Source organism: uncultured Ruminobacter sp. (assembly GCA_902764345.1).
Classification (GTDB): Bacteria; Pseudomonadota; Gammaproteobacteria; order Enterobacterales; family Succinivibrionaceae; genus Ruminobacter.
Genome location: CACWVT010000054.1, coordinates 1 through 13,337, shown reverse-complemented (window position 1 = coordinate 13,337; position 13,337 = coordinate 1). Strand labels below are relative to the sequence as shown.

Sequence of the window (13,337 nt, the reverse complement as noted above, 5' to 3'; positions counted from 1 at the left end):
GAAGAGCGATTGCAGCTAAGATACCGATGATGGCGATAACGATCATTAATTCGATGAGGGTAAAACCTTTAGTCTTTTTCATGATAATTTCCTTTTATCATGAAAATTTGAATGTAAAAATTCCTTTAAAATTAAAGCTTCTAAAGGAATTTAAAAACATCATTTAAACAAAAAAATCAAAGTTCAGAATATTATTTAACTACAGTTTATCCGATTGTTTTGGAGTGTCTGTAACGAGAGAATGAACATATTCTATCCATTCAGTCATCAGTTTTTTTCTCTTGTTATATAGATAACCGTTTAAATCTCTGTTATAGAGTTCCTGTACCCTGTTCCAGGTTTTATGTGTAAGGACACATTCACTGGTAAGATTATCCTTATTGTTTCTTGAGGCCCATGTACTGAAAATAGCTCTTATGCCGTGAGCCGTCTGAAAACCACGCAGTTCAGTCTTATACAGATAGCTTTCAAGTGTTGATGAGTGAAGCCTTCTATTATTTCTGTTAGTAAATATATAATCGTCCGGCTTTCCTGGACATGTTGCTATTATTTCTGCCAGAAGATCTTCAAGGACAGGACACATTGGAACTTCAAAACCTCCTTTCTTAATGGTTTTGGTTTTGACAATATGAAGGTTATGACGCCTAAAGTTAACGTCTTTTACACGAATGGACAGTATTTCACTTTGACGCAGACAAAGGTAAAATGACAGCAGCAGTAACTGATTTACCTGTTTGTTTTTGGAATGACGTTCCCTAAATACCCTAAAAATATATTTGATATTTTTTCCGATATTCTTGTTAATCATTGCCTTCTGAGGAATTTCGTATTCATCCTTCTTTTTCATATTGACGACTTTGGAAAGATTTTTGATATTTCGGAAACAGATATCCTCGTGGGCTATCCCTGCATAATTCATTATCATTATGAGCAGAGAAATAACAGCAGAAGCGGTTGACTGATGCCCACGTTTCAATATAGGCATAATAATTATGTAACCCAAACGATGCATGGTAATATCTTCAACCTTTTTAAACTGTTCATAATGAGGAGCTATGTGATTACTAATCAGCCCGCCGTAAGTTCTTAACGTTGCAGAACTGTTGTTGCTGCGGCTGTATAAAAATTCCTCACATAAAGATTTAAGTGATGGAGGTTCACTATTTAGGTAATTATAAGATTCGGCAATCCTGCCACTTTCACAATCGTTGTCCATTACGGCAACATTTTTGATAATTGCAACTTGTTTTTCCATATTTATTATTTTTCCTACATAAATGTTGATATTCAATAATATTGAATTGTTTTGTTATAAGTAGATAAACCTAATATTTTTATCAAATGGAAATACAATTATATATGGATACGAATAATATTAAAGCCCTATTAAGCTAAGATATATCAGTATAAAGATTATAATCTGAATTGTTATTGTGGTAAGGTAATCGAACTATTGCGGATACTGTTAGGAAAGATAACCACAGTAAAACAAAAAGGCACAATCCAAACATCGGACTGTGCCTTCTATTAAATACCGGTATACCGGTTAAAACTATTTTTAAGCCTGTTACTTCTGTTCAGGGGTTACAATATCGAGTAACTCAACATCAAAAATGAGAACTGAATTGCTTGGAATAGCTGGTGAAGGGCTGTTTTCACCATAAGCCAGATTTGCAGGAATGTATAATGTAGCCTTAGTTCCTACAGGTAAAAGCTGGAACGCTTCAATCCATCCCTGAATAACGGAGCGGAGTGGAAACTCAACAGGTTCCTTTGATTCATCAAACACATTACCGTCAATAGTGGTTCCGCGGTAATTAACCTTGATGGTGTCTGACACAGCTGGGGTCTTACCGGTACCTAAGGTGTTGATCTTATACTGTAAGCCGGTCTTGGTTTCTACAACGCCTTCATTGGTCTTGTTCTTTTCAAGGAATTCCTGGCCAGCCTTAAGATTCTTTGCAGCCTCAGCAGCATGCTTTTCTTCTTCAGCAGCACGCTTTTCTTCAACCTTCTTTCTGATGATATTATCAAATTCCTGCATGGTTGCTCTCATATCATCTTCAGACAAGGCAGCGGTCTTACCCTGCACAGCTTCGTTGAAAGACTTGATAAGAAGCTGGTTGTCGATAGCAATGTCAAACTCAGACTTAAGTTCATTGATACCATTCGCAATATTCTGACCGTACATGTAACCCATAGAAACGGCAACTTTGTCATTGAAGGTTAAATCTGAAACGTCCTTCTTTGCTGGAGCAGTTGCGGTCGCGGTTGCGGCAGCATCTGCGGTCTTGGTCGCAGCAGGAGCAGTTGATTCTTCAGCACCACATGCACTTACTGATAATGCGATAATTGACGCTAAAACTGATAATGATAATTTTTTCATAGTTATGATAGTCCTGTATGGTAATATTTATCTCATTGGGCTAAATACAATGCAAATATATAACACTACATAAACCTTGAGGTGCATTTAACCAATGACAAATTTTTTTATATAATAAAATTTGCTAGAATGTATTGTACTTCATTTTATGTTATCTTCAAATTTTTAATTAAATATAATCAAAATATGTTAATTAAGCCTGATTTACTGGAAAGTCTTGAATCTAAAATAGCTTATCTCGAATACAATTTGGAAAACCTGAGCAGCGAAGTTTATGAGTTAAGACAGATTATTGAAAAACAGAAAGTTCAGATTAACTTTTTAGCCAGCAAGCTGAAATCAGTTGAAGTTTCAAATGTGGCTTCAAGAAGCGAGGAAACACCACCACCTCATTATTAAAAATGGCTGAATGAATGTCTTAAGGTCTGTGGATTAATTTGATTTCCATGCTCAGCAAATATGATCCCCCGGGCCTTTGCTTGTTCCGACTCACATGACGAGTTCGAATTTATACTGCCGACTCTGTAAATTATCGGAGCCAAACCTTTTTCAGAGGCCTCGATCCACTCGTTATAATCATCCTCAGCAAGAGTGAAGCAGAGTTCATAGTCATCGCCTCCGTTAAGGGCGTAGTCAAGCTGTTTCTGCCGAGACAGATGCATAAGGACATCTGAAACAGGAAAATCACACAGTTCGATTTTACAGCTCACGCCTGAACAGTCAAGAATATGTCCAAGGTCTCCCATAAATCCATCTGAAATATCAAGTGCTGAATGAACATTATATCTGTGAAAAAAAGGTACAAGATCCATCCTCGGGTTCGGATAGTCAAGTAGCTTAAAGGCCTTTTCCTTAGCATCATGGCTATCGGAACTTTCTTTTCCATAGCGGAGAGCCACGCCATAGGCCGCACCACCGAGAAGACCACTTACACAGACAGCATCGCCTATTCTTGCGGAAGCACGTTTTATGGCATGACCTTTGCGCACATTGCCGAACACGGTTATTGTCACTGACAAAGGACCTTTTGTAGTATCGCCGCCTATAAGGGGTATTTTAAATCTGTCAGCAATGTCAAACAAACCATCGGCAAATTCAGCCACAAATGATTCATTGTCATCAGGGAGGGTAAGGGCAAGGGTGAAACCAAGGGGATCGGCCCCCATGGCGGCCAGATCCGATATGTTTACGGCCAATGACTTGTATCCAATGGCATAGGGTGAGGTACCTTTAAAAAAATGAGTCCCTTCAAGAAAAGTATCGGTAGAGACGGCAAGTGAACAGTCAGGTGCAACATTCAGCAATGCACAGTCATCGCCGATTCCTAGTTCAATATTGCTACAATTGTGAACGGAGACATTACGGTTAAAATATTTTTCGATTAACTGAAATTCACCCATACTTAACTCATGCCTGACATTAAAAACATAAATAACAGAATAATGATGAAGCCTGTCTGATTTCTACGCTGACGCCTACCTACAGTATATATAAAAATAAAGAATCTATAATCAGCTTATAGATTCTTTATCGTAACCGGGAATTCGGCAGAATTACTGCTTATCGCTCTCGACTTCCTTTAGCTGCATATTCTTGACAACCTTATCGAGAACACCGTTAACAAACTTGTGGCTGTCCTGTGCGGCAAAATCCTTGGCCAGAAGGATGGCTTCGTTAATAATAACGCGATAAGGTACATCTGCACTTTGGAACAGAAGCTCATAGGTTGCCAAACGAAGAATTGATTTATCAACCATATCCAGATCTTCAATGCTTCTGGAATTTAAGTAAGGCTTATAAGTTTTGTCGATTTCATCGATATGAGTGATGGTGCCTACAATAAGCTGATGGAGGTATTCCTTATCAGTCTTGTCATCAACGGGCTGATCCTCCAGGAACTGCTCTTCAATAACAGAAGCCAATTCCTTGGTGATTTCCCACTGGTAAAGAGCCTGCATGGCAAAATGTCTGGCTCTGTGTCTCTGACCTGGATTCACGTTTAAATCTCCGCTAAAATTAAATCTGCTTTAATACATTAATCATTTCAAGAGCGGCTGAAGCAGCTTCAGCGCCTTTGTTACCGGCTTTTGAACCTGCACGCTGTACTGCCTGTTCAATATTTTCGGTAGTCAGTATGCCAAACGCTACCGGAATTTCCTGCTCCAACATAACCTGTGTAAGTCCCTTTGAACTTTCGTTTGCAACAACTTCAAAATGATAGGTATCACCTCTGATTACACAGCCTAAAGCCAGAATGGCATCAAATTTCTTGGTCTTTGCGGCCTTTTTAACGGCTAAAGGAATTTCTACTGCACCAGGTACACGGATAATGGTTACATTATCATCCTTAACCTGACCTACACGGCTTAAAACATCAAGAGCACCGGATACTAAATGCTCGTTAATAAAGCTGTTAAAGCGTGATACAACTATTGCAACTTTGGCATCTGCTGCAACTAAGTTTCCTTGGATTTCCTGCATGTTCTATAACCTCATAAAAACACAAATTACGTTTTTCAGAAAACTCCGAAAAATATAAAGCTATTTTATCATAAATGAAATAAATTTATGACCTTGTTAACAATGTTCGGTCATTAAGCCTCAACTTCAAAGACAAAAACATATGACTTAGATATATGCTCCAAAGTCACTACGGTTAGGCTTAAAATTATGACTAAACTTTAACTTCCTTACCGTTAACTCTGTATAAGCCTTCATGAACATAACTGAGCGTCAGTTTCATTCCTTCTGCAAAATGGCTGCCTTCGTCATTCCACAAACCATCCTTAACATAAATGTTAACTGCCTTACCAAGACATACACCGGTTTTGTCCAATACATCACCGTTAATCAGTTCGCATTCAATATAAGCCAGGGCATTAGGAATAACCTTTAATCCTAAGACCTGTGATTTGTCAGATTCAATACCGGCCCATGCAAACTTGTCTCCGACGTCACGCCCGTGGGCTGCCCCTACCTTGTTAATAACACTTATGTCATCTTCCGAAGGAATTGAAATAACAAACTTACCATTATCAAGAATGTTGGCGGTTGTGGTATGTCCGCGATCAAGCACTATGAGTACCTGATCAGCATCATAAGGGCAGTTCCAGGCCGCTGTCATCACATCGCTCACTCCGTCAGCAGAAACTGAAGAGATATTAATAATCTGCCCGCCGCATAAAAGACGGTTAGCAGTTCTTGTACTTAATTTTTTATACATGTTCATTATGTCCTTATCTGCACAGAGTGCAGCTGATTGTTTTACATAAAGCCGTTTTCCATAAGAAATGAAGCAGTCATGCTGCTTTTTTTATTATTCTGTTCTTTATGATTTAACAGGCGTTCTATATATCTTGCGAGAACATCTACCTCTATGTTGACCAAGTCCCCCTCCTTCCACATCATGGCATTTGTTATGTCATGAGTATGAGGTATCAGAGTAAGCCTGAAAGCATCACCTTTGAGTTCGTTTACTGTAAGGCTGATGCCGTTTATGGTTATGGAGCCTTTTATGGCGATATATCTGGAAATATCCAGAGGAGAGTCTACCCATATGTCCACGGCATTATCGGTTTTGGAAATTTTGGTGATTTTGCCAACTCCGTCTACATGTCCCTGAACAATGTGTCCTCCCAGATGAGTATTGGGGGTAAGGGCTTTTTCAAGATTAATTTTGGAACCGCTGCTAAGATATTTAAAAATCGTGCGCTCCATTGTTTCATGAGATATATCAGCAACAAAGCTGTTGCCGGAAATTCCTGTTACGGTCAGACATACGCCGTTACAGGCAATCGAATCACCGACTGCCACGTCTGAAAAATCCAAATCACTGGATTCTATTGAGATTTCGGCTCCCTTCCCGCTGGAGGAAATGGAAAGGATTGTACCCAATGCCTGTACTATTCCGGTAAACATGTCAGGCTACTCCTTAATAATGTATTCTAATTTAATATCATCTCCAATTTGCGTACATTTTGCAAGTCTGAAGGCTCGGATTTCATCCATGGACCTGAATCCCGTGCATTTGCAGAATGATATGGCATCATCGCCCATAAGCTTTGGAGCTACGTAAAGAACCAGTTTATTGATAAGATTTCTGTCCATCATATATCTGCTGAATTTCGGACCTGATTCTACAAGAATATTGCGTATCTTACGGGTATGTAGGTATTTTAGAAGACATTCAATGTCAATGTTGTCATTCTGATGTTCTGTGTCACTGACCAAAGGTATTCTCAGAATGGTTAATTTTTCAGAAATTACTTTTTCTTCAATTTTTCCGTCTGTGGAAGGATAAACCAGCATAACCTGACCTGAAGATGAGAAAATTTTCTCGTCACGGGTCAGAATCTCATGTTTGTCGATAATTATCTTCACCGGAGTGTTTACAAGCTCCTCCGTGACTGTTTCTTTGACCGAATCAGGTAATTCGGTATAGCGGACGTTCATTGACGGATTGTCTGCCTTTACGGTATCGGCAGTTGTCATTATTGCCTGATTCTCTGCTCTGAGTGCCTGTACGTCAGACCTTGATTCCGGAGAAGTTATCCATTTGCTCTCACCATTGGCCAAAGCTATTTTACCATCAAGGCTTATCCCCATTTTCTGTGTCACATACGGTATTTCATTCTCCATTGCATACAGAAAAGGAACGTTAATCTCTCGGGCCTGGCTTTCACAGATTCCGACAAACACCTCGATTCCGGCATTTCTTAATATTTCGAATCCTTTGCCGCTGACAAGAGGATTTGGATCCGTCATTGCACATACAACTCTCTTTATCCCTGCTTTTACCAGAGCAACGGCACATGGAGGCGTCAGTCCGAAATGAGAACATGGTTCAAGTGTCACGTAGGCAGTGGCTCCCGCCGTATCCTGATTTCTGTTGCGTGCATCAGCAAGTGCATTAACCTCGGCGTGGCCGGTTCCTGCTTTCTTATGATATCCGGAACCTATAACTACACCGTCTTTTGTGAGTACACATCCCACACAGGGATTTGGTAGCGTTGAATACCTGCCTTTCTCGGCGAGATTTAATGCCAGCAGCATATACTGCATGTCTGATTCTTGCTGTGAAACCATGATGTTAATAACCGTGACTAGATGAAATTTAAAATACTGAGAATGTAATCGCCATGCTTAAAACGGAGCAGACAATAAAAAGAACCATGCTTCAGACGGAAAACTACATCTGCTTTTCAAGCTTTGAAATTTCCTTGCTGAAGTCCTTAAGATTCTTAAAGCTCAAGTAAACTGATGCGAAACGGATATAGGCAACGGGATCAAGATTTTCAAGTTCCTCCATTACCATTTTACCGATAAGGTTTGACGGGATTTCCTTTTCCTTTGTTGCTCTCAACTTTGCCTTGATTCTGTTAATTGCATTGTCTACCTGTTCAGTTCCTATTGATCTTTTTTCCAGTGCCCGAAGCATTCCCGCCCTTATTTTCTCCTCATTAAAGGGCTGCTTAATACCATTGCTCTTAATTATTGTCGGCATGGTTATTTCCGGATGCTCAAATGTAGTAAAACGTTCATTACAGGAAAGACACTGTCTGCGTCTTCTTACCTGAAATCCTTCTGAAGACACGCGGGTATCAATAACCTTTGTATCCTCAGCATCACAAAACGGACAACGCATAAATTCAAAATCCAATAGAATGAAACTTATATTATTATATAAAAAAAGTCCTAAAGAAAAATCTTTAGGACTTAATTATTTATTAAATAACCTTTATTTGGGTTATTGCTCAGCTATTAGTGCTTCTTAACATAAGTAACTGGAACTTCGCCGGTTACATCGATGTAGAAGTCATATTCGCCGTCTGCATCAGGAGTTACCTTAACTTCTTCGAAAACAGACTTTGGATTAAGAGCTACAGGTTCACCGCCCATTTCGTATACACCAGGCTGATCTCTGTAACCGAAGTTGGTACCAGCACTCCAGCCTGCATCAGCAAACTTAAACTTGTATGGAGCCCAGTCAACCTTTAATTCAGCGGTAGCAACATAAACACCGTCAGAAACCTTCTTGATGAGGTACTGAGGCTGTGCATTCCAATCGTTCATTTCGCCACGAAGATAAATAGGGGCACCGAATACATCAGCACCACCTTCAGCTCCTGCTGAAGCGCCGTCACTAGCACAACCTGTTAAAGCAAAAGAGCCAGCTGCAATAGCTGCTAATAATAATTTCTTGTACATGTCAATTCCTTTGATAATGTTGAGGTTTTGTATAATTCTATATTTTTATTTCAAAATATATAGTGTTTTGTATCACAAAAAACAATTCCCGAAAGTTAAAAATATATTAACTTTCGGGATTGAGCACTATTCCTTGCCTTCAAGCTTCCTTTCGAGGTAATGAATGTCGAAACAACCTCTGTTGTATGTTGCGTCATCCATCAAATCAAGAAGAAGCGGAACATTGGTTTTTATGCCGTCTATAACCAGTTCATGCAGAGCCTGCTTCATGCGTGCAATTGCTGATGAGCGGTCATCATTGTACGCAATGAGCTTGCCGATCATTGAGTCGTAATACGGCGGAACCACATAATTTTCATAAATATGTGAATCCCAGCGAATTCCCGGCCCACCAGGAGTGTGCAGTCTTATGATCTTGCCTGGTGAAGGGATGAATGTTGCCGGATCTTCCGCATTGATACGACATTCAATGGCATGGCCCTTAAGGTTGACATCCTTCTGGGAGAATGAAAGTTTTTCACCTGCCGCAATCTTGATCTGTTCCTTAACAATATCCACACCGGTAACCAGTTCAGAAATAGGGTGTTCCACCTGAACACGGGTGTTCATTTCCATAAAGAAGAACTGACCGTTTTCATAAAGGAATTCAAAGGTTCCCGCACCGCGGTATCCTATTTCGTTACAAGCCTTGGCACATCTTGAGCCGATATCATCTCTTTGTTTCTGGGTGATTTCAGGAGCCGGAGCTTCTTCGATAACCTTCTGGTTTCTTCTCTGTACAGAACAGTCTCGTTCACCTAAGTATACAGAATTACCCTGACCGTCAGACAAAAGCTGGAATTCAACATGTCTTGGATTTTCAAGGAATTTTTCCATAAACACGTTAGGATTATTGAAGAATGAATCAGCTTCTCTTGAAGTAAGTGAAATGGTGTCAGCAAGTTCTTCTTCATTATACACAACGCGCATACCGCGACCACCACCGCCACCAGCCGCCTTGATGATTACCGGATAACCGATCTTTCTGGCTAGAGCCTTGTTTTCTTCCATATCATCGGTAAGAACACCGGTTCCGGGAACACAAGGAACTCCTGAGGCTTCCATGGCTTCAATTGCTGAAACTTTGTCACCCATGAGTCTGATGGTTTCTGACTTCGGTCCGATAAAAATGAACCCAGAACGTTCCACTATTTCGGCAAATTCAGCATTTTCAGACAGAAAACCATAACCAGGATGAATTGCATTGGCACCGGTCACTTCCGCAGCTGCAATGAGAGAAGGAATGTTAAGATACGATTCCTTTGCCGGAGCAGGGCCAATACAGATGGCTTCATCTGCTAATTTAACATGCTTTAAATCGCGGTCAGCAGTTGAATAAACCGCAACGGTCTTAATGCCTAATTCCTTGCATGCGCGCAGAATTCGTAAGGCAATTTCACCGCGATTAGCAATAAGAACCTTTTCTATTTTTGCCATAATCCGCCTCTGCTGTTATTCGATGATGAATAATGGCTGATCAAATTCCACGGTTTCACCGTCGGCTACAAGAATCTTCTTGATTACGCCTGACTTATCGGCGGCAATCTGATTCATCATCTTCATGGCTTCAATAATACAAACTGTTGCACCTTCTTTGATTGATGCGCCTTCTTCAACGAAGTTAGAAGCATCAGGACTTGGTCTGCGGTAGAAGGTACCAACCATAGGGGATTTCATTACGTGACCAGAGATAGCTTCCGCAGAATCATCAGATTCGGAAACCGCTGCAACAGGAGCAGGAGCTGCTACGGCTGGAGCAGCAAATGAAGCAGGCTGTGCAACAGGAACAGTTACAGGAACAGATACTGTATTGGTGGTACGGGTGATCTTAATCTGTTCTTCACCTTCCTTTAATTCAAGTTCAGCAATATCAGATTCAGAAACAATCTTAATCAATCTTGAAATTTTATTGATATCTATTTGCATATTAATTACTTCTCTATGGTTATAGTTTAACTCTTTGAAATTTTTTTAATTGCTGCACGGAGAGCGTAATCATATCCGTCGGTACCGAAACCACATATCACGCCGGTCGCTATGTCAGACAAATATGAATGATGTCTGAAGCTTTCTCTTGCATGAACATTTGAAATGTGTACTTCAAAAAATGGTATTTTTACCCCCAGAAGGGCATCACGAATGGCTACGCTCGTATGTGTGAAAGCTGCAGGATTTATTACGATATAATCGACTTTTCCCATAGCTTCATGAATCTTATTGATGATTTCGTATTCTGCATTAGACTGGAATGATTCAAATTCAACATGGTTTTCGGAAGCAATGACAGACAATCTTTCATTAATTTCCTTTAACCCGGTTGATCCGTAAATTCCCGGCTCCCTGACTCCTAGCAGATTCAGGTTTGGTCCGTTAAGAACTAATATTTTAGACATAATAACCCTACTTGGTTTAAGTCAATATTACACCATCACTTTAATCCGCACCTGCCTGCTATTCAACTAAACAAACATTACATAATAAGTAACACGGTACCGCAATGAATATATGTACTACTGCATATACTCCATCGCATCCGTCATTAATGTTGCCAGTTATCCGAATCAGAAAAGTTGCCAAGTCTTAAGGTGCGGGATAAAACGATATTTGACTTTTTTCTAATATTCTAAAGCTGTCATTTTACCCTATTATTGTCAAAAATAGTGTATTTTTACTTAAAATTAGTGTTTTTCCATGAAATTAATGCAGTTTTTTGTGATTTTTTTCATTTTTGTTTCAAATATAACCAACGTTCAAAATGGCATTCATTCTCTACAAATATTCGTAAAAATCTCAAACAGAAAATAATTGCAAATTGTCAAATATCCTCAATATTGGGAATTCGGAAGGAAGGGAAATACTTTATGAAAATTTGAACGAACTAATCAGGAAAAATAATGAAGTAGAGAATCGTAATTTGTATGTTTTATAGCCGGTTATAAATATTCGGGACTATTTTTACATTTTTTGATTCTGTTTACTTTATAAACAAATAAAAATAAACAAGTTTGCATTTTTACAGGCATTAATCAGTATATTTATCTGTTATTTTCTTCATAAAAACAGTAAAATATCGCCATTATTTTTCGGAATTTACCGATTTTGTTATTTATTAATCATTAATAATGGAGTTTTTCATGCTTAATCAGGCAAAAAACATTGCAGCGTATGATCCTGAATTATGGGCTGCCATCGATGGGGAAAACCATCGTCAGGAAGACCATATCGAGCTTATCGCTTCAGAAAACTATGTAAGCAAGTGTGTTATGGAAGCTCAGGGTTCTCAGCTTACCAACAAGTATGCGGAAGGTTATCCAGGAAAGCGTTACTATGGCGGCTGTGAATACGTTGACCAGGTTGAAGCTCTGGCTATTGCTCGCGTTAAGCAGCTTTTTGGTGCCGATTATGCCAACGTTCAGCCTCACTCAGGTTCACAGGCTAATGCAGCAGTATACATGGCACTGGTTAAGCCTGGCGATACCATTATGGGTATGAGTCTTGCTCACGGTGGTCACCTGACCCATGGTGCCAGCGTAAGCTTCTCAGGTAAGATTTACAATTCAGTTCAGTACGGTGTTGACGATAACGGTAACATTGATTATGACGACGTTCTTGCAAAGGCAAAAGAATGCCAGCCAAAGATGATTGTTGCCGGTTTCTCTGCATACAGCGGAATTGTTGACTGGGCAAAGATGAGAGAAATTGCAGACGCCGTAGGTGCATACCTCTTCGTTGATATGGCTCACATTGCCGGTCTCGTTGCAGCAGGTCTCTATCCAAATCCATTACCTCACGCTCACGTTGTGACTTCAACCACTCATAAGACCTTAGGCGGTCCAAGAGGCGGTATTATCCTGTCTAACTGCGGTGATGAAGCAATCTACAAGAAGCTGAACTCAGCCATTTTCCCAGGCAGTCAGGGCGGTCCTTTAATGCACGTCATCGCTGCAAAGGCTATTGCATTTAAGGAAGCTATGGAACCTGAATACAAAGAATATCAGGCTCAGATTCTTAAGAATGCCAAGGCAATGGTTAAGGTGTTCCTTGATCGCGGTTACAAGATTGTTTCAGGCGGTACTCATGACCACTTATTCCTTGTTGACTTAATCGGTCGTGAATTTTCAGGTAAGGATGCTGATGAAGCACTGGGCAGAGCAAACATCACTGTAAACAAGAACTCTGTTCCTAACGATCCTCGCTCTCCATTCGTTACTTCCGGTTTAAGAATCGGTACTCCTGCCGTAACCCGCCGCGGTCTGAAGGAAGAAGATGTTACTTTACTTGCTAGCTTAATGTGCGACGTACTCGATAATATCGGAAACGCAGAAGTTGAAGCATCTGTAAAGGCTAAGATCGTTGACTTATGCCACAGATTCCCTGTTTATAACAAGTAATCATTAACTCCTTGTGAGACATTAGCCATATTGCTCGTGAGACAATATGGCTTTTTTATTCCAAAACAGCTCGAAAATTGATCTAAATCACAAAAAGTTATAATTTCATAAAAACATAAAATATTTCAAGCTACAATTAAAAGCGTTGGGAGGGAGCTACGAGAAACCCGAAACTTCCTACTCCCAATCAACATTTTAAATGGATTCAAAATTAAGATAAAAGGAAATTATCATGAAAAAGACTAAAGGTTTTACCCTCATCGAATTAATGATCGTTATCGCCATCATCGGTATCTTAGCTGCAATCGCTCTTC

The 13,337-nt window shown here is 39.9% G+C and carries 17 protein-coding genes; 3 read left to right on the top strand and 14 right to left on the bottom strand.

Going from position 1 to position 13,337, the window contains the following annotated elements; translation table 11 throughout:
* The 3 genes from QZU58_RS08700 to QZU58_RS08690 all read right to left on the bottom strand — a co-directional run.
* Positions 1-82, bottom strand: an 82-nt coding sequence (locus tag QZU58_RS08700; RefSeq protein WP_143066528.1) for a prepilin-type N-terminal cleavage/methylation domain-containing protein, incomplete at its 3' end; no start/stop codon positions are given.
* A 117-nt stretch (positions 83-199) separates the two neighbouring features.
* Complete coding sequence (locus QZU58_RS08695) at positions 200-1,255, bottom strand: tyrosine-type recombinase/integrase (RefSeq protein ID WP_294496071.1); 1,056 nt, start codon at positions 1,253-1,255, stop codon at positions 200-202.
* A 312-nt stretch (positions 1,256-1,567) separates the two neighbouring features.
* A complete protein-coding gene (locus QZU58_RS08690) occupies positions 1,568-2,386 on the bottom strand; it encodes an FKBP-type peptidyl-prolyl cis-trans isomerase (RefSeq protein WP_294461648.1) in 819 nt (272 codons plus the stop codon).
* A 186-nt stretch (positions 2,387-2,572) separates the two neighbouring features.
* Between QZU58_RS08690 and QZU58_RS08685 the strand changes: the two genes are divergently transcribed.
* Entirely contained in the window at positions 2,573-2,785 is a 213-nt protein-coding gene (locus tag QZU58_RS08685) for a SlyX family protein (protein ID WP_294461645.1), read from the top strand.
* On the opposite strand, the gene thiL is transcribed toward QZU58_RS08685, so the two are convergent.
* From thiL to aroQ, 11 genes are all read right to left on the bottom strand, one after another.
* A complete protein-coding gene (gene thiL / locus QZU58_RS08680) occupies positions 2,782-3,786 on the bottom strand; it encodes a thiamine-phosphate kinase (RefSeq protein ID WP_294496069.1) in 1,005 nt (334 codons plus the stop codon). The two genes, QZU58_RS08685 and thiL, sit on opposite strands and share 4 nt — an antisense overlap.
* 153 nt (positions 3,787-3,939) lie before the next feature.
* Positions 3,940-4,383, bottom strand: a complete 444-nt coding sequence (gene nusB, locus QZU58_RS08675) for a transcription antitermination factor NusB (RefSeq protein ID WP_294461639.1) — start codon at positions 4,381-4,383, stop codon at positions 3,940-3,942.
* Positions 4,384-4,402: 19 nt separating this feature from the next.
* Complete coding sequence (gene ribE / locus QZU58_RS08670; protein WP_294461637.1) at positions 4,403-4,867, bottom strand: 6,7-dimethyl-8-ribityllumazine synthase; 465 nt, start codon at positions 4,865-4,867, stop codon at positions 4,403-4,405.
* Positions 4,868-5,060: 193 nt separating this feature from the next.
* Entirely contained in the window at positions 5,061-5,609 is a 549-nt protein-coding gene (locus QZU58_RS08665) for a flavin reductase family protein (RefSeq protein WP_294496067.1), read from the bottom strand.
* A gap of 41 nt (positions 5,610-5,650) precedes the next feature.
* Positions 5,651-6,304 carry a riboflavin synthase gene (locus tag QZU58_RS08660; RefSeq protein ID WP_294496065.1) on the bottom strand — a complete coding sequence of 218 codons (654 nt, stop codon included), beginning with the start codon at positions 6,302-6,304 and terminating at the stop codon, positions 5,651-5,653.
* A 6-nt stretch (positions 6,305-6,310) separates the two neighbouring features.
* Complete coding sequence (gene ribD / locus QZU58_RS08655; RefSeq protein ID WP_294496063.1) at positions 6,311-7,471, bottom strand: bifunctional diaminohydroxyphosphoribosylaminopyrimidine deaminase/5-amino-6-(5-phosphoribosylamino)uracil reductase RibD; 1,161 nt, start codon at positions 7,469-7,471, stop codon at positions 6,311-6,313.
* A gap of 103 nt (positions 7,472-7,574) precedes the next feature.
* On the bottom strand, positions 7,575-8,030 hold the full coding sequence (nrdR, locus tag QZU58_RS08650) for a transcriptional regulator NrdR (RefSeq protein WP_294461628.1): 456 nt from the start codon (positions 8,028-8,030) through the stop codon (positions 7,575-7,577).
* A gap of 116 nt (positions 8,031-8,146) precedes the next feature.
* Positions 8,147-8,593, bottom strand: a complete 447-nt coding sequence (locus QZU58_RS08645; protein WP_294461627.1) for a pullulanase — start codon at positions 8,591-8,593, stop codon at positions 8,147-8,149.
* A gap of 126 nt (positions 8,594-8,719) precedes the next feature.
* Complete coding sequence (gene accC / locus QZU58_RS08640) at positions 8,720-10,069, bottom strand: acetyl-CoA carboxylase biotin carboxylase subunit (protein ID WP_294461624.1); 1,350 nt, start codon at positions 10,067-10,069, stop codon at positions 8,720-8,722.
* A 15-nt stretch (positions 10,070-10,084) separates the two neighbouring features.
* The gene (gene accB, locus QZU58_RS08635; RefSeq protein ID WP_294461653.1) at positions 10,085-10,552 is read right to left on the bottom strand and encodes an acetyl-CoA carboxylase biotin carboxyl carrier protein; all 468 of its coding nucleotides are present in this window, start codon (positions 10,550-10,552) and stop codon (positions 10,085-10,087) included.
* 32 nt (positions 10,553-10,584) lie between these two features.
* Positions 10,585-11,025, bottom strand: coding sequence for a type II 3-dehydroquinate dehydratase (gene aroQ / locus QZU58_RS08630; RefSeq protein ID WP_294496060.1), 441 nt, complete (start codon positions 11,023-11,025; stop codon positions 10,585-10,587).
* A 741-nt stretch (positions 11,026-11,766) separates the two neighbouring features.
* Between aroQ and glyA the strand changes: the two genes are divergently transcribed.
* Together glyA and QZU58_RS08620 are read left to right on the top strand one after the other, a co-directional pair.
* A complete protein-coding gene (glyA, locus tag QZU58_RS08625) occupies positions 11,767-13,023 on the top strand; it encodes a serine hydroxymethyltransferase (protein ID WP_294461619.1) in 1,257 nt (418 codons plus the stop codon).
* A gap of 232 nt (positions 13,024-13,255) precedes the next feature.
* Positions 13,256-13,337: prepilin-type N-terminal cleavage/methylation domain-containing protein (locus QZU58_RS08620; RefSeq protein ID WP_143066528.1), on the top strand; the 82-nt coding region annotated here is incomplete at its 3' end.